Source organism: Vibrio sp. PSi01, from assembly GCF_054960695.1.
In genome coordinates this window covers 35,826-56,595 of the sequence record NZ_JBHNYN010000007.1, presented here as the reverse complement: position 1 = coordinate 56,595, position 20,770 = coordinate 35,826, and the positions used below count along the sequence as shown (strand labels likewise).

Genomic DNA, 20,770 nt, shown 5'->3' with positions numbered 1-20,770 from the left:
GCGAAGGTTCCTGAGCGAGTTTAATGTTCAGGAACCTATCAACGGCAACACAAGTTTAACTATTAGATTCGATTGTCAGCCCCTGTTTTGGTTGGGGCCTAGGGAAGGCTTGCCTTATGAAAAGCAAAAAAATACTCGTGATGGGCGTATCTGGATGCGGAAAGAGCCTGATTGGTAGCCGTATCGCAGAAGCATTAACGCTTCAGTTTTTTGATGGGGATGACTTCCATCCCCAAAGCAATGTAGAAAAGATGCGTCAAGGTATTCCACTGACAGACGAAGATCGTCAAGGATGGCTAGAAACACTGAATAAGCAATATATCGAACAACCGAGTGCTGTGATTGCATGCTCTGCACTGAAACCTCAATACCGCGAAATTCTGCGAGAGAACAATGAAGATTTAGTGATTGTGTATCTTCAAGGCAGTTTCGATACGATTTGGAATCGCCATAAAGCTCGTGAAAACCATTACTTTAATGGTCAAGAAATGTTGAAAAGCCAATTCGCAACCTTGGTTGAACCTGAACTAGATGAAGCGTTATTTGTCGATATATCGCAAGATGTTGAGCAAGTCGTAGAAAGTGCACTCAAACAAATTAAGCAGATAGGCTAAACCATGACTCAGATAAAAAATGACATCGCGATGATTGGTTTAGGAGTGATGGGCAAAAGCCTTGCGCTCAACCTATTGGATAACGGCTTTAATGTGGCGGGCTTCGATCTAAACATCGACAACATTGATCGCGCTTGTGTGGAAGCTAAGCAACTCAATGAGACGTTTGAAGGTAAAGGGCGGTTCACAAAAGGCACTAGCCTTGAACATGTGCTGCAGGGCTTAGCAAAACCGCGTGTTATTGCGTTGTCGGTTCCTGCTGGAAACCCTGTCGATATCGTCTTGAATAGCTTGCTTGATGCTGGCCTAGAAAATGACGACATTGTTATCGATACGGGTAACAGCCTTTGGACAGATACCGAAGCACGCGAAGTGAACTACAAAGGCAAGCTTCGTTTCTTTAGCACCGCCGTTTCTGGTGGTGAAGAAGGCGCTCGTGTTGGCCCTGCGCTAATGGCGAGTGGCGACCAATCGGCTTGGCAATATGTGAAACCGATGTGGGAAGCGATTGCTGCAAAAGTGGATGCTAATGGGCTACCGGTTGCTCAGTTTAAAGCGGGTGAAGCGTGCGCGGCGTATGTTGGTCCTTCTGGCACTGGGCACTATGTAAAAATGGTACACAACGGTATTGAATATGCCGATATGCAGCTTATTTGCGAAGTGTACCAGTTCATGCGTGGTGTGCTTGATATGCCAGCTCAAGAGATTGGACAAGTCTTTGAGCAATGGAACAACGGTGTGCTGAACAGCTATCTGATGGAGATTAGTGCCGACATCCTTCAACAAGAAGATGTTGTAACGGGTAAGCCATTTGTTGATGTTGTGCTTGATAAAGCGGGACAGAAAGGCACGGGATTGTGGACAGCAGTTAACAGCCTTCAAGAAGGGTGTCCGACTCCAACGATTGCACAGGCGGTTTATGCGCGTGCAATGAGCGGTCAAAAGTCGCAACGAGTGCAGGGAAGCAAACTCTTGAAAGGTAATATTGCGGATGCGAGTCAGTTGGATAAAACAGAGGTTGTCTCTGAACTTCATAATGCTTTGTATTGCGCCAAACTGTCTGTTTATGCGCAAGGTTTTGATTTACTGAAAACAGCGTCAGACAAAGAGGGATGGAATCTCGATTTCACTCAAATTGCTAAGATTTGGCGAGCGGGTTGTATTATTCGTGCCGCTTTCCTGCAAAGCATCACATCGGCTTACCAACAAAATGCTGAGCTAGCGAATCTATTGTTTGATGAGGCTTTCATCAAACAAGTGGAAGAGCGCGAGCTTGCTTGGCGCATCGCGGTAGCGAACTCAGCTCTGTACGGTGTGCCGATGCCGGGGATCTGCTCTGCTCTGAGTTACTTCGATTCATTACGTTGTGAGGTGTTGCCTGCAAATCTTTTGCAAGCGCAACGTGACTATTTTGGCTCTCATACTTATTCGCGAGTCGATAGAGATGAAGCTGAAAAATTCCATGTCACTTGGAGTCAGTCTCCAAGAACTGAAGTCAAAGTGAACGTTTAAACAATCAATAACGCCCTCAACAAGAGGGCGTTTGTAATTATGAGGCTGTATCAATATTTTACTAAATTAGGCTTCAAATTCCACGTCAGTCGGATACACTGTTACCAGTAACATAACTCAAAAATAATAATTACTAATTATGTCGAATAAGAAAAAACGTCCTACATTACAAGATGTTGCCAACCTCGTTGGTGTCACTAAAATGACCGTCAGTCGCTGCCTGCGAGACTCTTCTCAAGTATCAGAAGCGCTGCGAGATAAGATCAGCTATGCAGTAGACGAGCTAGGTTATATCCCTAATCGTGCGCCAGATATTCTCTCCAACGCTAAAAGCAATGCGATTGGTGTGCTAGTTCCCTCGTTAACCAACCAAGTTTTTGCTGAGGTTATTCGTGGTATTGAGCAAGTTACCGCACCTGCAGGCTACCAAACCATGATTGCTCACTATGGCTATAGCGCTGAACTCGAAGAGCAGAGCATTGCTTCACTGCTTTCTTACAACGTTGATGCGATTATCCTTTCAGAAAACGTGCACACCGATAGAGCGCGTAAGATGCTCCAAACCGTTTCTATTCCAGTGATTGAGATTATGGATTCGGTATCGCCAAGAATTGAACAAGCGGTTGGCTTTGATAACTTCGAAGCGGCACGAGCGATGACCAAAACCATGCTCGACCGGGGGCGTACCAATATCGCTTACTTAGCGGCACGTATGGATGAACGTACTCGATTGAAAATGGCGGGTTATGAACATGCGATGCAGGAAGCCAACAAACCGCCTGTAACACTGCAAACGGAAGACGCTTCCTCGTTTACTCTTGGTGCAAAACTGATTGGTGAGCTACTTGAGAAACACCCACAAGTGAATGGCATCTTTTGTACTAATGATGACTTAGCGATTGGTGCTTTTTACGAGTGTGTAAGACGTGGTATTCAAGTACCCGAGCAGATGGCGATTGCAGGTTTCCACGGACATGACATTACGGTGGCGATGACGCCTCGTTTAGCGACTGTCGTAACACCTAGGGAGCAGATTGGTAAAGTCGCTGCAGAGCAAGTAGTAGCGCGTCTACAAGGTAATAAAGAATGGATAGCGAAGTTGGACCTCGGTTATGAGATTGAAGTGGGGGAGAGTATTTAATTTTACACTTCGGCTTTGATCTTCATCTTCATCGGATTCAAACTAAAACGCCCTTAACGATATGAATTTCCTAAGGGCGTTTTCTATTTATCTAGCAAAAAGTGTATGTAGTAACAGGCTCAACCCGCTAAAGATTGAGCATCTTGTTGCTTCAATACTTTGTGACCATCTTCAGTGACGCCACGTTTCCAGTAACTGCTGATGTAGATGTTTTCTTTCGCGACTTCTTTTTCGTTGCGGAAGTACTGCCTTAGCTCGCGCATGCTTTCAAATTCACACGCTGTCCATACTGAAACCTGACCATCTAACCATTCTGTGTTACGCACGGTTTGTGAAAGTGACTCTGAGGTTTCATCTTCAATCAACCAGGTTACATTGATGCCTCGAGGGGTTTCAAGTACTTGCTTATCTGCTGCAGAATTGATTTGAATGACAGCGTGACCAGTTGCTGTTTCCGGAAGCGTTTTTACTTTTGCAGAGAGCGCAGGTAGCGACGTCATATCTGCTACCAAGAAGAACCAATCCGATTCTAGATTCAGCCCTTGAATTAATCCAGGGCCTGCCACTGAAACCGTGTCACCTACTTCTGCGTTCATTGCCCATCTTGCAGCAAAGCCACATTGCAGATCTGTGGTGATGTGGCGTACGAAATCAACCTCAATAAACTTCTCTGTAGGGTTGTATTGACGAATGGTGTAAGTGCGCATGGTTGGGCGCTCACCGTCATTCAGTTGGCTTAAGTCAGTCGTGCCTAGTGGCGAGAACAAAAGCTTGATGTAGCCACCGGCACACTCTGTTGGGTACTTACTTAATCCCTCACCACTAAGCGTTATACGCTGCATATTCGGTGTAATTGTTGAGGTTTGAGTAACGGTTAATGTGATGGGGCTAGGCTTGCTCATATAAGGCTCTCTTAGATTTTGATTTCTACATCATAATCCTGAATCAGAGCATACTCAATACTAATGGTTATCATTTACTTTTATTTACACAGATGTCACATGACTTGAATGCTCTCGTCTATATTAGTAACAATCTCAACAAAAAAGCCCTTTAGGAAAACTAAAGGGCTTGATGTATTAGAGAGGGTTGAAGCGAGCGGAACTAGCTGTTTGCTTGCTCTAGTTCAATCGTTTCTTCAGCCGTTTTCGCGGCTTCTAGCATCTTACGAATAATGAACGATGCAGCCATTGCGATGCCCACCATCACTACCGCTAAAACAGTTAGCATTTGGAAGTAATCGCCGTAAACCGTTTGTACGATCTCTTGCGTGATTTGTTGACCTTTCTCTAGAGCGATAGAGGTCGAGAATACCGCACCAACAATACCTGATAGTGCAATTGCAACAGAGAACAAGCTTACTGAGAAGTTCTCGATGTGCTTAGGTGCAACAGACAGGATGAAGGCTACAACCATAGAACCAACAATAACTTCACCAAATGCTAGGAAGAAATGGATAGCTAGGAATACTTCAGGGCGAATCAGAATATCGTCACCAACGGTCGTTACTGCCATTGTTAAGATACCAAAAGCGATTGCCGTCAGAACGAAAGAGAAACCTACTTTGGTTGCAGTAGAGAAGTGAATGTTTTTCTTTTCTAGTTTAGAGAAGATGCCCGTAATGATAGGGCCGGCAACCATACACCACAGTGGGTTCATTGCCATTGAAGCTTCTGGAGCAACAGGGATGAAGCCGAATAGATCGCCACGCATAGTGTTGATCGCTACCATTGTCATCGAAGTCATCATTTGTCCGTAGTATACGAAGAAACATGTCGTCAAGAATGTGATGATTAAGATGGTGCCCATTTTCAGCATATCTGACTTCTTCGATTTCATCATCAAAGATACAAAGTAGATGATTGCTGCACCGCCAATTGCGTAGACGATGTTTTGGCCAATATCCATGTTAGAGAACATGAAGAATACCAAGCCAATCATAGCGGCAGAGAGACCAAGGAACGCAGCCCAGTTTTTAGTGCTTACAGGGGTTTGATCGATTTCAGCACTGGCTTCAACAAGGCCTTTGCGAACAAAGATCATCATCAGAAGCGCGGCACCCGCTAGAATAGCTGAAAGAAGGAAGCCACCGTTGAAACCAACAATAAGAACTAGCATTGGGAACAGATATTGACCTAACAGAGCACCTATATTGTTGACTGAGTAGTTGATTGGGTAGCAGTTTTCGAAATCTTCTTGAGTTTTGAACGTGCGTTTGTAAAGACTTGGGTAAGAAGGGGACATCAAACCACGCGCATAACTCGCTAAAGCAATACCACATAATGCCATCGGCACATTAGTCGCTGCAGCACCGAGTACCAGTAGAGCATAACCACTTGCGAATCCAAGAAAGGCAATGGTTAAAGATCGGTATGCGCCTAAAAACTTATCAGCAATAAAGCCACCTGCAATCGCAAATAGTGGACCAATTGCAGAGAAAGCACCTACAACCATCATGGTGTCGGCTTCATTGTAGTTAAGATCTTCAAGGAAGAAACGAGTCAAGATCACCATGACGCCATAGAACGAAAGTCCAAACATCATCTGGCAGAACATCATTGATTTGTTTAATCTATTCCACATTATTTTATTCTCACATTTGTGTTTATATGTAGTGTAATTACCCAATTATAATATCATTAGTAGCGATACATAAAATGAAACGTGCATCCCAAACAGAACTTTACTCGATATATCTTTTCTCATGAGACCATTGATATTTTTCATGAATGAAATGTGCAATATTAGATTTTGCTAGTGGATGCATGGTTGCGTGAAGTTTAGCCATTTGTGTTCGTGGTTAAATAACCAGCTATTAAAGGGAAAATTAACGTTGACTGTCTTGTAACGGTTGTTAGGTACTTATCCATTTCAATTCGCCGTTGGGCTCTAGCCATTAAAAAAGCCAGCTTGTCGGCTGGCTTTGTCGGGGTATTGATAACTAAGTTATATAATAATACGGCCTGGGTGAGAGGTTATCTAGACGAATCGTTGTAGTGTATTAAACAGTTTATTACATCCACTATTCACCCTATTCTATCGCTCACCGTAAATTAACTATTCACAAGGTGGCGCCATGTGGATCACCGCTAAGCCGCCTAAAGATGTCTCACGGTATTTCTTGTTCATGTCTTTACCTGTTTGGTACATGGTTGCGATGACCTTGTCTAACGAGATGAGACACTTGCTAGTGCGTTTCAATGCCATACGTGAAGCGTTGATGGCTTTCATTGCACCCATAGCATTACGTTCAATACACGGTACTTGAACAAGCCCGCCGATAGGGTCACATGTCATGCCCAGTGAGTGCTCCATCGCGATTTCTGCCGCAATACAGATCTGTTCGTTACTGCCGCCGCGTAAAGCTGTCAAACCTGCAGCCGCCATTGATGAAGATACGCCGACTTCGCCTTGACAACCGACTTCAGCTCCAGAAATTGAAGCATTGGTTTTGTACAAGATGCCAATTGCGCCAGATACTGCCAAGAAATCTTTGAGTTGTTTAGTGTCTAGCTCTTTAATGAAGCGGTGGTAATACATCAATACTGCTGGGATTACCCCAGCTGCGCCATTGGTAGGGGATGTCACAACTTGCCCACCCGCTGCATTCTCTTCACTCACAGCAAACGCAAAAAGGTTGATCCAATCCATGATCTCCATTGGATCGTTTTCAATCGAAGCATTCGCCTCAAGCTTTTTCAAAAGAGCAGGGGCTCGGCGCGTCACTTCCAAACCGCCATCAAGTATCCCTTCTGTATCAAAACCACGTTGCATGCACAGTGACATCACTTTCCAAATTTGGTCCGCCTTCTGATCAATCACATCCATACCTTGGAAAGAAATTTCATTTCTCAGGACTAGGCCACCGAGGCTAAGTCCATTCTGGTCAGACAATTCAAGAAGCTGATCGGCAGAAGAAAAAGGGAACTCTACTTGTGTTTTCGACTCTTGCTTTCCGTGTTGCAGTTCATCAGCGGTCGCAATGAAACCACCACCAATGGAGTAGTATGTTTCCATCTCCAGAAGACTGCCGCTTGCGTCAAACGCAGAGATAGTCATGCCATTTTCATGAAGTGGAAGATTGGTTTTGTGGAAGAGTAAATCGCTTTCTGCATCGAAATGAATTTCGTGGCTACCGCTAACCATCAAAGATTTATCTTCAATTGCTTTACGCATAGCTAAATTAGCGCTGGTTATTTTGATGGTGTCAGGGCGATTACCAAGTAAACCTAACAGGGTTGCACGATCGGTATGGTGACCGATGCCTGTTAGTGATAGTGAGCCGTATAGGTCAATTTGAATACGGGTAACTTGACCAAGTACAGGTTCAATCTTTTGGGTAAAATTGAACCCAGCGATCATTGGTCCATTGGTGTGGGAGCTGGAAGGCCCGACCCCGATTTTGTAAATGTCAAAAATAGACAGCATAGTAACTTCCTGTGAAGACGGTTCGATGAACGAACTCTGTGTAAAATTTGTATTTTGTTCGTTTCACTTTTTTCAGTGAACGTGTTCTCTGGGTGAAACAGTTTTTCGATTAAACTGGTTCTTTGCTTGAAACGTCTCTTTTATTGAAGCTCGTGTTAACAAGCGTAGAGCGATGAAACCCAAGATCGTGCTATTTTGTTTTATAGCTGCACGTTAACTCTTGCGCACTTATGATGATGCTTGCAATCGTGAGCATGATTGCGAACTACCCATAAGGATTTCAAAATACTTTTGTTAATAAGTATTGTATACATAATTCACTCCATCTAATCATAAAAACGAGACTTGAACATAAAATGAGCGTTAATTACCTCCTTATTGTGCTGGGTAAGCGACTTAATGAGAATAAATTGACTGATGAAGGAATCAGTCGAGTTGATGCTCTGGTTGAATATCTTGCTGAGCTTTTGGTAGAAGAGTCGAATCAGCAAACTGCGGTTGCATTTTGTGGTGGAGTGACAAAGGGCCAGACAATCTCCGAAGCTGATGCAATGCACGCGTATTTTCGAAATCTGGAAAGTCAATGTGAAGTTCCGTTTATGCTGAGTGCAGTTTTACTAGAACAGCTTTCGACAAATACAGTAGAGAATATTCAAAACCTAGCTTCAGAAATGATTGACAGTGGATTGTTTACTCGTGGGCAGAGTGTACGGGTAACATTCATTTCTAATGACTATCACTTGCAACGTATTTTTGACATCCAGATGTTGATGGACGAGCAAGGTTTGCTTAAGGTTCTAGTCGAGAAGTGTTCTGCACTTGGGGTAGAGCTGCAAATTGATCGTCAGCTAGAGGCTCATGTTGCGGTGCCATATCCTCATCAAAGTACTCAAGGGCAATTGTTTCTATTGATGGATGTACTGACGACCTACCGAGTCTATCTTGAAGGTGTCTCTGCGGGCGCATTTGAGAGAGACTTGGAGTCCGTAAGGCGTGAGCCTGAAAGGTTGTCCTTGGAAGCACTGATAGCCGCAAAGGAACTCGTTGGGCGTTCATCTCACTTTGAAATTGTGGACAGTTTACTCCCAATATTGGAGCGCTGTATCCAGCAAACTCCTGTCGATACTGACATAAAAAAAATCAGGGAATATCTAGCACTGCTAGATACTAACCTGACTTTATTGAACCGTTATTTAGATCCGGAATCGGATCTCACACATCGCTGGTGGCGATAGGTGATTATTTCTTTCTCGTGATGCCAATAACGGCCTTTAAACTCGCAAAGGCAATCAGACAGTAAGCTCGAAGCTTTGTGCCTTCTTCTGCGATTTTTTAATCACGCGAACGTAATCACCGCCCGTCACATTGGCCAAAAGGCTCATGTGTTGTATTACAGTGATTAACTTTGGGTTTCTGAATCTTGCTCGTGGTGGTTGCGGTAGTATTCCCACTGCTCAATGCGTTCACCGTCTTCGAATACACAGTAAGTTGTACGTTGATCGTTTTCAGTAACAGTATCTAACTCACCATTCTGTTGAACACAGTAAACCGCAGCAGGGTTAGCCACTGATACACGTTGGCCTTCGCTATATTCTGCATAATCGTTCGCACAACCGCCCAATACAACGGCAAATACAGCCATCAAACCAATTTTCTTCATGCTCATCTCCTACGTGATAAATCTAAAAGTGAATACGTTAAGTTCTACAGAACCAGTTTAGAAGCTCTATGAAATGAGTATATTTTAGATTTCAGAAAAGGTTGTCCTAATTTGGTCAAGATATTGAAATAGGTTGATATTTCTTTATGTTTAATAACTTTTTGAGTGCTTGATCAAGCTAACTTGAGTGAAGTGACTATTGAGCTACTTTCGGCTGGTTAGTGGTGTGCGCTGGTTATTGCGAATCGAGAGCCATGAACTCACCAAGGCAACATGGAGAAAGCAGGTGTACTTGTGTGGGGATGTGAGCCTCGAATCTATTGATGATTATGATATGATGCCGCCAAATTCAGTAAAGCAGTCAGAATCATGAGACACCTAAAAACAACCATCCATCCTGATATCGATCATCTAGACAATAAAACGGTCTATAAGCGCAACGCTGCCCGTGCCATTGTGTTAGATGGCGAAGACATTCTGATGCTTTATACAGAGCGTTATCACGACTACACCATCCCTGGTGGTGGCTTGGACGAAGGTGAAGATGTCATTGCTGGTATGGTTCGTGAATTGGAAGAAGAGACTGGCGCTAAGAATATCCATAGCATCAAGCCGTTCGGCATTTTTGAAGAATTTCGTCCTTGGTACAAAGATGATGCGGACATAGTGCACATGATTTCTTACTGCTACTCATGCAAGATCGATAGTGAGCTTGGTGAAACGGCTTACGAAGATTATGAAGTGAAAAACGGGATGAAACCGGTTTGGATGAATATCCATGAAGCGATCGCTCACAACGAGAAGACCATGGCCGAGAGCCCTAAAAAGGGTATGAGTATTGAACGTGAAACCTTTTTGCTGCATTTGATTGCCAAAGAGATGCTTTAGCCTTTATCAATACAAGCCTGTTAAGCTTTTTACTTGCCGCCACTTTTGGCGGCAAACTTGTTTCTAGCGATGCTAAAATGTAATAGCGAAAACTAATTATTAAATATGGTTGATATTGTCAACTATGTGTTTTTGATGTACCTTTACCTCAGCGATGACCCTATTTAGCTAAACTGCTCGGTTAAATCGCTAAATCTCGCTGTGAGCCTGCCCTAAACAAAGAATACTATGAATAAAAGACAGTTTATTGCCCATTACCTGCGCATGAATCGCACCTCTTACTTTTTGGCGATTGTATTCATTTTTCTCGTCAACTGGTTGCAAGTTGAGATCCCTCGCTATATTCAACTCGCCATAGATTTGATTGATGATGCTTCTCCCAGTGGCCATCAACAACTTCAAAGTTATGTGTGGATGGTAGTTGGCATGTCGGTCGCTATGGTAGTAGTACGTATTCTGTCTCGTATTTACGCGCTTAATCCAGGGCGAATTACAGAGGCTGCACTTAAAAGTACATTGCTCAAAAAGTTAAATCGTTTACCGAATAGTTTTCATGAGCGTTTTGCTTCTGGTCGGCTAATATCCATTATCAATAATGATCTTGGTGGCATACGCTTGTTGTTTGGTGTGGGTTTCCTCCAGTTCTTTAATGCGCTGTTGGCGTTGTCGCTGACACCTCTTTACATGTGGCGCATATCGCCAGAATTAACGCTTTATTCGATTATTCCTATCTCAATCGCTTTTGTGATTTTCCGTGTGGGTTTTAAACGCATGAAAGCACTGCATTTAGAGCACATGAAACGTCTGCAAAACCTGTCTGCTCAGCTAATGAGTTACCTATCTGGGATTGACTTGATTAAGAGCCAGCAGATGTCACCTTGGGTGAAAGCTGAAACTGAAAAGCTTAATCAGTTATTACTTGAATGCCGCCTTAAAATTACACGTATCCAAGTCTTCTTTATGCCGGTACTCGACTACGCCAATGACCTGATGAAAATCATCATTCTTGGGCTTGGTGGCTACATGTTAATGAGACAAGAGCTAACCCTTGGTGAGATTACCGCCTTTCTGACTTACTCCGTTTTGTTGGCAATGCCATTGATGCAATTAGGCAGAATCGCGACCATTTATCAACGTGGCATGGTGGGCATTCAAAGTGCACAAACCATTCTTAATGCCAAAGTTCCAGAGCTTGATGAAGGTAAGCTTACTGAGTTAGACGTTGAATCGCTGAAGGGAAAAACGTTCTCTATTCGCAACCTCAACTTCAGCTATTCAGGTGAAGAACGTCTGATTCTCGATGACATCAGCTTTGACATTCCTGCAGGTAAGAAAGTAGGTGTGCTAGGCGGAATCGGAGCGGGTAAAACAACCTTAGTGAACTGCTTGAACCACCACTTGGATGTACCACAAGGTTCTATTTTCCTTGGCGAAAGAGATATCACTAGCTTCTCACGCAGTGACTTACGTCGTTACGTGAAAACTGTGACTCAAGACCCTTATTTGTTCTCCGCAACTGTTGAAGACAATATTCGTTTTGGTAGTTCAGATACTGAATTAGCGAAGAGTCAGGTTAATGAGGTTTTAGAGCTAAGTCAGTTAGCCAGTGATGTCACTCGCTTTGAGCATGGCGATCAAACCTTAGTCGGTGAAAAAGGGATCATGTTGTCTGGTGGCCAGAAGCAGCGATTAAGTATTGCTCGTGCTTTATTGCAGCCAACCGACCTGATTATTATGGATAACGTTTTATCGGCTGTCGACTATGAAACAGAACGTAGGATCTTAGAAGGCTTGTTTAAGCGTTTGGAAAATCAATCCGTTCTTGTGGTTTCACACCGCGTGAATGCCCTTGAATATATGGATGAAATCATCGTCTTGAATGAAGGCAAAGTGATCGCGAAGGGCGACCACGCCACGTTATTGAAAACGTGCGATTACTATTACGATACATGGCAACTACAGCAGAATGAAACGGAGGCAGCAGCATGTTAAAAGGTGTTGATCTCAAGTACCTCAAGCACTTTTTTAAGTTTGCTAAGAAATACAAAGGCTCTGCGATTCTGGGTATCGCAATGCTTCCTCTCTCTGTCATCACGAGTTTGTTGTTCCCGTGGCTGATCATTCAAGTGATCGATGTACAACTGAGTCATGGGGATATGGATGGATTGCTTGAGTATGTCTTCTATCTCGTTGTTGTGCTGGTTGCTAGCTATGTAGTGGATACCACTTATTCATATAACCTGCGTAAAACGGGGCAATACACGATAACTGACATGCGCTCAGTATTGTTTGCTCGCGTGCTTAAACTCCCACGCAGCTATTTTGATAACACTCCGATTGGTGTCACGCTTTCAAGGTTAACCAGTGACTTGGAAACCATCGGCGAGACTTTTGTTCAATCAGTTGTCGGTTTAGTGAAAGATAGTATCAACACCATTGCTTTGTTGGTGATGATGTTTTTCATTGATTGGCAGTTAACATTGATAGTTTTGGTTATCATGCCGCCAGTGATGTACTTAACGGTGTATGTGAGAAATCGACTTCGTGCATTGTATAAAGTTACCCGTTCTACATTGGCTCGCGGTATTGGCTTTCTACAAGAAGTTTTGTTTGGCATGAAAACCGTTCAGATGTACCGAGCGGAAGAGCAAGTCGAAAAGCGCTATCAAGGCTATACCGATGAATTCTTGAGAGCGCAGAAAAAGATTAATAAATACGATGCAATTTTGTTCTCGTTTATTTCTGGTATTACTTCAGTCACTATCGCAATCATGATCTGGTATGGCTCAGAGCAAGTTATTGAAGGGGCTCTGACTTTAGGTGTGCTGATTGCTTTCATCAACACCTTAGAGAAAGTGTTTGTACCTATTCGAGACTTTACCTCCCAAATAGCTTCGATTCAGAGTTCATTTGCCGCTTTTGACCATATTGAAGAGTTGTTTGTTGAGCCGACAGAAGAGGAAGGGCGCAACCTGCTGCCATCTAACAAGGTTGAAAAACAGCTCGAACAGTTTGTGAGTCTTGAGTTTAAGAACGTGAGTTTCCGTTACAAAGACGACTCTCCATACGTGTTAAAGAATGTCTCTTTTGTGTTGCAGAAAGGGCACCAAATCGCGCTGGTGGGTTCGACGGGCTCTGGGAAGTCAACGATTCTGCGTTTGATCTCTAAAACCTATCAAGACTATCAAGGCAGTATTTTGTTGAATGGCATTGAGCTGTCACAGATCTCAAGCGAAGACTCCGCTCATTTGTTCTCAATGATGATGCAAGATGTGCACCTGTTTGAAGAATCAATCCAATTCAATATTGCACTGGGAAAAGCGCACCTATCTAGAACTGATGTTGAACAGGCTGCGCGCTATGTTTATGCCGATAAGTTTATTGAACAACTCCCTCAAGGTTATGACTTCCATTTGGAAAAGAATGGCTCCAACCTTTCTGTTGGTCAAACGCAACTGATTTCGTTTGCTAGAGCAGTTGCCCAAGGTGGACAACTGATGATGCTTGATGAAGCAACCAGCTCGGTAGATTCTATTACTGAAGACTTTATCCAAAAAGCGATGCAGCGTCTTTTCAAGGAAAAAACCGTGATTGCGATTGCCCACCGCCTGAGCACCGTTCGTCACTCTGACACGATTCTAGTATTAGATAAGGGTCAAGTCGTTGAGCAAGGTAATCACCAGCAGCTGGTGATACAAAATGGTGTTTATGCCGGTTTATTGAAGGAATCAATCGTAGCAACGAACGACTCTTAAGCTACAGTCGCTTGAAAGCTCGACGTCTGATCACCACTTTAATAGGATAGATTTGCCTCACCTATACTTAACTAGTTTCTATAGTTTTCTAATATCCCCAATAGCTTAGGGGAAATAAAACATATTTTACGACTATTAATATGTTATAATTTCCCTACTACTAAAGGGGTGTCTTTGGGCATCGGGATGTATGCGAGCAAGACGAATGTTGCTTGTGTCAGTCACTTTCTGGCGAATATGGAATCGAAAATGTTGTTGGAAGAAGTTGTAGAAATTATTGAATTAACCGACTCAGACTATTTATCTCATGCAATGGAGTTGTTTAACGAGCATGGCTTTGTTGACGCGGAGTCTTTACCTTTTATGAACGTTGTGTTCGAAACTGCACCAGATCAGCTTGCGAAGAAATTGTCGCAAATTGGTTTTAAAGGTTTAGTACAAGTCGAAAAGAATGAAGACGCATCAGGCTTCACTATTATTGATGCTGATCGCGTTCTACTAAAAGATTCTGCTTAGCTGCAAGATTCTTCTTAATGACAAGAATAAGATTCAGCTTAATTAAAAGACTCTATCCAGTTCAGTAACACCCGTTATGATTATTTGAGGTTAACACAGTGACAACAGCAACCGTTTCATCAACAGAGCAACACATTTCCAATGAACATGCGCTTTTAGGTGCATCGTTATTAGCGTCTCAAAAAGTTGAGTTGGCTCTGTTCAGTGTTATCTCTAAATTGGCTAAAGCGTTACCGAAAGAAGCACAGCAGTCACTGGATTTGGATACCTTTCTAAGAGAGAAACCAAGTGAGCAAGCTGCTACGTTGAGCTTGTACGAACAAACCTTTGGTGAACAGCTTCCGTTAAAAACAAACGAACTTAACGACTTTATTTACCACAGAAATCTCGTGACTCGTGGCTTTTGGCGAGTGACTGGCGCTGATGTGAAAGGCGGCGAGAAGCTTGCTAACCCAGAGCTTTACTTAAAAGAATTCTTGGCCAAATGCGAATACTGGCAAGTGATGATTGATACTCAAACTAAGTAATCAAATCGAAAGAAGAAAGCCATAGCGATTTGCTATGGCTTTTTTTTGTACTCAGATTTTTCTTGTGTTAGTAACGTGGAGTTGGTTAAAGCATCATTCTTAATACATAGTTTTTAGAGACAAAGTGATGTTTAAGTGCGGCGCTAATATGCAAAACAATTAGACAGGCTAAGGTAATGCAACTGGCACTATGTAAATAGAAAAAGAAGTGGTTGATTGAAGGTTCGGTAATTAGATTATTGACGTTCGTTAACCAGAATAGAGAATAAGGCTCTTTCAGCATCAAATAACCGGAACTAAAAACCATGAACATCACTAGATACATCAATGAGTGAGTCAGTTTGGCAACGCACTGTTGTCGCTTTGGGATTGAGAGTGGCATCTCCGGTGATGAGCGAAAATGGCTCCAAATATAACGTGCAATGAGCAACGGTGTTGCAATGGTTGCCAATGACATATTAAGCACAGACAGAAAAGAAAACAGTTCTGGATGGCTAGTGACATAGTGCATCACATACCCTGCGGTTGTTGCATAGATGATGACGAAAGCCATGACTCAGTGCAGTACACGGCTCATTAAATCGTATCGCGTATTACTCAAATTAACCTCGGTTTAATTATTATAAATATAAGATTCCACGGGATGCTATAAATCAATCATCGGTATATTTGCATCACGAATTAATTATATAGAACAGTAATACTGGGCATTTTTATTAGTTAGAAATTAATGATGTTGCTTCAAGTGTTTTATAATTATCAATGATGTTTTAGAGTGTTAATTCCAATGCCGAGACAGCAAATCATCTGACTCCCTAGCTTGTATTGCCATAACGAGATACAGTGACACAAAGATAAGACATATAAGGAAAGTATAAATGCTTCGAATTCTATTGATTGCAGTGTTCTCACTGGTAACAACCATGAGCCTTGCAAGCGAGGAAGTTAAATACTCAGACAAAGAGTATGTAGACCGACCACTGATGGAGCGCTACATCCTAGATGAGTTGAAGCAGTTGCGAATGGAACAACAAGATCTTGAGAGACGCCTAACTATACAGATGACCGATCGTGAACTGTCTGTTGCCGACAAGTCGCTCAACTATGCGAATGTCACCGTGACGTATTTCTTCTACATTATAGCAGGTGTTGCTTCACTCATTGCGTTGGTGGGGTGGCAATCACTTAAAGAGCTCAAACATACCACCAAAGAAATGGCCGACCAGCGGCTGAATTCGATTGCTCAAGATTATGAAAAGAAATTTAACCTTCTTGAAAGGGACCTTAAGCGTAAGACCAGAATCATATCGGAGAACAACCGAGAGATTGAGATCATCAATGAGATTCACAATTTATGGCTGAGAGCGCAAAATGCCCAGACTGCTGAACAAAAAATTGAAACTTATGATGAAATTTTGAAGGTTCGTCCGGGTGACTTGGAAGCGTTGACACACAAAGCGGATGCTGCAATGGACATGCGGGAATACCATTGGGCGATGAGTCTGTGCAACCGCGTACTTGAGGTAGATGATCAAAATGCTCATGCCCTGTACCAACGCGCTTGTGCTTACGCTAGATTAGGTGCAGAAGGTCAAGCTATCGATGATTTAGAGCGTTCGATTGAAACAAGTGGTTCTATGAGAGAGCTACTAGCTGAAGAGCCTGATTTTGAGATGCTAAGAGGTTTAGAACGATTTGAGGCTCTTTTCGAAGAGTAATATTTGAAAGGCGATGGGCTTTATTAGCCCATCATCTTTTTATTGGATTTACAGAACGGTTTCTTACATTTCACTTGTTCAATAAACTAAATTGTTATGTTATAACATTTGAATGAGTTCATCGTTATAAACCGTTAAATATTTTATGAAGTTTCTCCGCTCCGGCCTGATCATTATTGCGATCAGCGCATTTTCTCTTGCTACTTTGCTCTCTTTTCATTCAGAACCAGTACAAGAAGTCTCTATCAAAATAACACCTTATCAAGATTCTCAATCGAGTGATGTGGCCAAGGTGCATTCGCAATCGGGTTCCAACTCTCTCGTTAAAGTCCATTATTTTGTGAAAGTCGGCGACACGCTAAGCAACATATTTTCGTCATGGAAACTGCCTTATGGAACGGTTCAAAAGGTGATGGAAGCAGATCTTGAGTCTTTGAAATTGGACACAATAAAACCTGGTGATCATCTAGAGTTGCTTCTGGATGGTGACTCTAAACAGCTCGTTGAGTTAATTTTCCATGAAAGTCTCGTAGAACAGGCTGTCTTTACTAAAAATAATGATGGAAGCTTTGACTACCAATTCCATGAAGTGCCTGGAGAATGGAAGGAAAAGCTCTATGCAGGCACCGTTCATGGCAGTTTTTCGACGTCAGCATATAAAGCGGGGTTAACAACGGCCCAGATAGCTAATATAACCAGAACTTTGAGAGACAAAATCAACTTCGCAAGGGAGCTAAGAGCAGGTGATAGCTTTAATGTGTTGGTTAAAGAGCAGTACACCGATAATCACTTAACAGGCAAAACGGAAGTTCAAGGTATCTCTATTAACTTGAGAAACCGAGAAGTAGCGGCTTTTTTAGCTCCAGATGGTCGCTTTTACGACAGAGCGGGTAACAGCTTAGAGCAAGCCTTCGATAGATATCCGGTCGCTCGTCAGTTCCGTCGGATTACTTCATCATTTAACCCATACCGAAAGCATCCTGTGACAGGGCGTATATCGCCTCATAATGGCACTGACTTTGCGACACCAGTTGGTGCGCCAGTCTATTCAACGGGTGATGGTCGGGTTGTAGCGATTCGCAATCACCCATATGCAGGAAAATACTTGGTGATTGAGCACAACAGTGTTTACAAAACTCGTTACTTACACTTGAGCCGTTTCTTAGTTAAGAAAGGCCAACAAGTGAAACGAGGCCAGAAAATTGCGCTATCTGGCGCAACAGGTCGTATAACCGGTCCTCACTTGCATTTTGAAGTTTTGGTACGTGGTCGAGCGGTCAACGCGATGAAGGCGAACTTACCAATGGCAAGCTCTATTCTTCCTCAAAATAAGAAAGAGTTCCTTGCCCGAATTGCTTCATTTGATGGTTTGATTACTGATCAAAAGAGCAGTGCAAGTTGATTTACGGTGGCCACGACTCATTTAACCTATAACTATTGGTCGTTGATTTCCCTTCCTGTTCGACAGGAAGGGAGAATTGTTGACTAGTTCATCAGCCAGATACTGTTTTCTTAGTAGCTTAGTAGCTTAGTAGCTTAGTAGCTTAGTAGCTTAGTATCTCGTTTTCTTGGCTTATCAGTGGCATGGGTTGACTATGCAACGACAACCGCTGTACCGCTCGCCGATACCATTAGCATGCCATTGCCTGTTCCCAACACTTCGTAATCGATATCTACGCCTACAACTGCGTTTGCGCCCGCTTCAATGGCTTTTTGTTCTAGCTCTTTGAAGGCGTAGTTACGTGCTTTCTCTAGCTCTTTTTCATAAGTGCCAGAACGCCCACCAACAAAGTCACGGATGCCTGAAAACATATCTTTGAAAACGTTAACGCCTAGAATAGCTTCTCCTGCGATAACCCCTTTGTAATCGACAATGCGCTTGCCTTCGACTGATTGTGTGGTGGTAATAATCATAATAGCCTCTCTTGTCCGCTTGTTGAGCTTCTACTCGCTGCATGGATTGATAGTTTGGTCTTGTCCTTGAGTATCATCGCTCAATGTTGTCTCTGAGTGTGTGAATTCATGCCTTAACCATGATCTCAGTTTTAGCACACTTTCTTGTTTTAATTTGTTTTTTGGGCAAACAAAGTAGAAATCTTGGTGCGGGTTAGCAACGGGTTTACCCAGTTCCACTAACATGCCGTGGCTGATGTCATCTTTCACAAACAAGCGATGGGTAACCAACACTCCAAGAGAACGAATCGCAGCTTGCACGGCTTGAATGGATATATCAAATGTTAGGTTGCTATGAAATGCGGGCATTGGGATTTGATAATGATCACACCACACTTGCCAGTCGTGCTTTCGCCTAGGGTTAAATGCGCCAATGGTTGGGTTCTGTTTCACGAGTTGCTCAACGCTCAGTCCCGTTTGGTTTTTCAACAAGGTAGGGCTACACACCAATACCAGATCATCATCGCCTAATTTCTCGCTGTAATAGCGATCCCATTCGTTAGGTTTGCCATGGACAAGGGCAATATCTACCCCTTCCTGCTCGATATCAAAAGGGCCGGTTAACGTGGAAATACGGATATCAAGAGAAGGAGCAAAGGCTTGGAAGTCGGGGACTCGAGGAATCCACCAATGCATCGCCAGTGAATTCACCATATTGAGTGTAATGCGGTGATCGTTAGGCGTTTTGGCCAGTTCTTCTGTCGCGTCTATGACTTGCTCCAATGCAGGAGCGACTTTTCGGTAATACCGCTTACCCGCGGCATTAAGAACGACACGACGACCTACCCGTTGAAATAGAGGCTTATTAACCAGTTGTTCTAGTGACTTTATGGCTTGGCTTACCGCAGAGTGACTGACATACAAAACACGTGCGGCTTCGGTCATACTGCCAGTTTCAGCCACAGCAATAAAAGCATAAACGGATTTAAGCGGAACGAGCTTTTTCATAGGTAAGTTTTCCTTACAGTTATGGTTAATATTACTCGCTATTTTTCATCACGTCACGCTTCTAAAATAGGTGCCATAGGAGGTGATAATTATGTCTGATATTACCAAGGCGACGACTTTTATGTTGTTGTCGACATTCAGTTTGTCTATAAGCGGTTTAGTGGCTAAGTACCTATCTGAAACCATGCCCACTTCGTTGCTGAGTTTTGTGCGTTTCTTATTACCCAGCCTTTTTCTATTTCTTTTTTTGATCTTTTATAAAATTAGCAAACCGACACGAAAGATGTGGAAGCCTTTAGTGATGCGGGCGATTTTCATGGTGGCCTGTCAGTGGTGCTTTCTAACGTCACTACAAACCCTGACCCTTATTGAGGGGATTGTATTATTCAGCACCGGCCCTTTGTTTATTCCTTTGTTAGAAAAATTAATATTTGGCACAAAAGTTCATACAACCACGGTGGTTTGCCTAGCGATCACTTTTGTTGGTGTAGTGATGATGGCAGGGGATTGGTCGCAGTTTGAATTCGGCTCGGATTTCTTTAGGCCTGCACTGTTGCTAGGATTGTTAGCGGGAATGTTTAACTCGGGTTCGCAAGTGAGTTTGTATCGAGCCTCTAAGACGAGCCTTACGCCAGCAGAGCTAAATGCATGGACGTTTCTAGTCGCAGCCATACTCGTGTTACCAATGGTTTTATTCACTTCCATTTCTGTTATGCCTGACGTCCTTGAAGCTGATGGCGCCTTAACAGTTTTACTGTCTATTGATGGTTTAGGTTGGATTGGACTTGGAGCATTTGGACTCGCGTTGTTTACCATTAATACGCAAATCTTCCGCTCTAAAGCCTATAAACTTGCAGAAAGCGGCTCTCAACTCGCGCCTTTAATTTTTACTAATATGCTATTCAGTGCGTTATGGCAGGGCTTGTTCTTCGATGACGTCTTCTCTACCCAGCAGATCCTTGGTATTAATCTGATTGTCGTGGCAAGCATTACCAATACATTACTGGCTAAAAGGCAATATAAAGTCAAAACCAAGCAACTCCCAATAACGACAGTGAATGCTTTGAACTCTGAGGCGTTAGGTTCTGTCGTTAAAAGTTAAACGTTAAG

General features: G+C 43.0%; 19 protein-coding genes. 12 read left to right on the top strand and 7 right to left on the bottom strand.

From position 1 onward, the window contains the following. Window positions 1–116 precede the first annotated feature (116 nt). The 3 genes from ACFI6G_RS12015 to gntR all read left to right on the top strand — a co-directional run bounded on the left by ACFI6G_RS12015 (window position 117) and on the right by gntR (window position 3,267). Complete coding sequence (locus tag ACFI6G_RS12015; protein WP_010428789.1) at window positions 117–614, top strand: gluconokinase; 498 nt, start codon at window positions 117–119, stop codon at window positions 612–614. Between the two features lie 3 nt (window positions 615–617). Beyond that, a complete protein-coding gene (gndA, locus tag ACFI6G_RS12010) occupies window positions 618–2,126 on the top strand; it encodes an NADP-dependent phosphogluconate dehydrogenase (protein ID WP_462710280.1) in 1,509 nt (502 codons plus the stop codon). Between the two features lie 139 nt (window positions 2,127–2,265). Beyond that, complete coding sequence (gene gntR, locus ACFI6G_RS12005; protein ID WP_081324854.1) at window positions 2,266–3,267, top strand: gluconate operon transcriptional repressor GntR; 1,002 nt, start codon at window positions 2,266–2,268, stop codon at window positions 3,265–3,267. Between the two features lie 119 nt (window positions 3,268–3,386). Here gntR and ACFI6G_RS12000 read toward each other — a convergent pair whose 3' ends face one another. From ACFI6G_RS12000 to ACFI6G_RS11990, 3 genes are all read right to left on the bottom strand, one after another. Continuing rightward, window positions 3,387–4,169, bottom strand: a complete 783-nt coding sequence (locus tag ACFI6G_RS12000; RefSeq protein WP_010428798.1) for a siderophore-interacting protein — start codon at window positions 4,167–4,169, stop codon at window positions 3,387–3,389. Window positions 4,170–4,371: 202 nt separating this feature from the next. Next, window positions 4,372–5,850, bottom strand: coding sequence for a peptide MFS transporter (locus ACFI6G_RS11995; protein ID WP_032550319.1), 1,479 nt, complete (start codon window positions 5,848–5,850; stop codon window positions 4,372–4,374). Window positions 5,851–6,324: 474 nt separating this feature from the next. Beyond that, complete coding sequence (locus ACFI6G_RS11990; RefSeq protein WP_016769156.1) at window positions 6,325–7,695, bottom strand: L-serine ammonia-lyase; 1,371 nt, start codon at window positions 7,693–7,695, stop codon at window positions 6,325–6,327. Window positions 7,696–8,051: 356 nt separating this feature from the next. Here ACFI6G_RS11990 and ACFI6G_RS11985 point away from each other — a divergent pair, with 356 nt between their 5' ends. Continuing rightward, window positions 8,052–8,930 (top strand): YdcF family protein, encoded by an 879-nt coding sequence (locus ACFI6G_RS11985; protein WP_016789437.1) that lies wholly within the window; start codon window positions 8,052–8,054, stop codon window positions 8,928–8,930. 164 nt (window positions 8,931–9,094) lie between these two features. Here ACFI6G_RS11985 and ACFI6G_RS11980 read toward each other — a convergent pair whose 3' ends face one another. Beyond that, window positions 9,095–9,355: a putative hemolysin gene (locus tag ACFI6G_RS11980; RefSeq protein ID WP_016769158.1), complete on the bottom strand. Its 261-nt coding sequence runs from the start codon at window positions 9,353–9,355 to the stop codon at window positions 9,095–9,097. 369 nt (window positions 9,356–9,724) lie between these two features. Between ACFI6G_RS11980 and ACFI6G_RS11975 the strand changes: the two genes are divergently transcribed. The 5 genes from ACFI6G_RS11975 to ACFI6G_RS11955 all read left to right on the top strand — a co-directional run bounded on the left by ACFI6G_RS11975 (window position 9,725) and on the right by ACFI6G_RS11955 (window position 15,041). Next, a complete protein-coding gene (locus tag ACFI6G_RS11975) occupies window positions 9,725–10,243 on the top strand; it encodes an NUDIX hydrolase (protein WP_010428812.1) in 519 nt (172 codons plus the stop codon). A 228-nt stretch (window positions 10,244–10,471) separates the two neighbouring features. Beyond that, complete coding sequence (locus tag ACFI6G_RS11970; RefSeq protein WP_010428815.1) at window positions 10,472–12,235, top strand: ABC transporter ATP-binding protein; 1,764 nt, start codon at window positions 10,472–10,474, stop codon at window positions 12,233–12,235. After that, window positions 12,229–13,998 carry an ABC transporter ATP-binding protein gene (locus tag ACFI6G_RS11965; protein ID WP_016795853.1) on the top strand — a complete coding sequence of 590 codons (1,770 nt, stop codon included), beginning with the start codon at window positions 12,229–12,231 and terminating at the stop codon, window positions 13,996–13,998. Before ACFI6G_RS11970 ends, ACFI6G_RS11965 begins: the two co-directional genes overlap by 7 nt. Window positions 13,999–14,247: 249 nt before the next feature. Then, a complete protein-coding gene (locus ACFI6G_RS11960; protein WP_010428820.1) occupies window positions 14,248–14,514 on the top strand; it encodes a hypothetical protein in 267 nt (88 codons plus the stop codon). A 98-nt stretch (window positions 14,515–14,612) separates the two neighbouring features. Beyond that, entirely contained in the window at window positions 14,613–15,041 is a 429-nt protein-coding gene (locus ACFI6G_RS11955) for a hypothetical protein (RefSeq protein ID WP_016788110.1), read from the top strand. An 85-nt stretch (window positions 15,042–15,126) separates the two neighbouring features. Here ACFI6G_RS11955 and ACFI6G_RS11950 read toward each other — a convergent pair whose 3' ends face one another. Next, window positions 15,127–15,594, bottom strand: a complete 468-nt coding sequence (locus tag ACFI6G_RS11950; RefSeq protein ID WP_010428826.1) for a cytochrome b — start codon at window positions 15,592–15,594, stop codon at window positions 15,127–15,129. Window positions 15,595–15,919: 325 nt separating this feature from the next. Between ACFI6G_RS11950 and ACFI6G_RS11945 the strand changes: the two genes are divergently transcribed. Then, complete coding sequence (locus ACFI6G_RS11945; RefSeq protein ID WP_010428829.1) at window positions 15,920–16,759, top strand: tetratricopeptide repeat protein; 840 nt, start codon at window positions 15,920–15,922, stop codon at window positions 16,757–16,759. 145 nt (window positions 16,760–16,904) lie between these two features. Continuing rightward, window positions 16,905–18,161 (top strand): peptidoglycan DD-metalloendopeptidase family protein, encoded by a 1,257-nt coding sequence (locus tag ACFI6G_RS11940; protein ID WP_016769162.1) that lies wholly within the window; start codon window positions 16,905–16,907, stop codon window positions 18,159–18,161. A 191-nt stretch (window positions 18,162–18,352) separates the two neighbouring features. Here the strand turns inward: ACFI6G_RS11940 and ACFI6G_RS11935 are convergent, their stop codons facing one another. Continuing rightward, complete coding sequence (locus tag ACFI6G_RS11935; RefSeq protein WP_004730185.1) at window positions 18,353–18,673, bottom strand: heavy metal-binding domain-containing protein; 321 nt, start codon at window positions 18,671–18,673, stop codon at window positions 18,353–18,355. Window positions 18,674–18,703: 30 nt separating this feature from the next. Continuing rightward, window positions 18,704–19,660, bottom strand: coding sequence for a LysR substrate-binding domain-containing protein (locus ACFI6G_RS11930; RefSeq protein WP_016785108.1), 957 nt, complete (start codon window positions 19,658–19,660; stop codon window positions 18,704–18,706). A gap of 91 nt (window positions 19,661–19,751) precedes the next feature. Between ACFI6G_RS11930 and ACFI6G_RS11925 the strand changes: the two genes are divergently transcribed. Then, window positions 19,752–20,762 (top strand): DMT family transporter, encoded by a 1,011-nt coding sequence (locus tag ACFI6G_RS11925; protein WP_016785109.1) that lies wholly within the window; start codon window positions 19,752–19,754, stop codon window positions 20,760–20,762. Window positions 20,763–20,770: the final 8 nt, after the last annotated feature.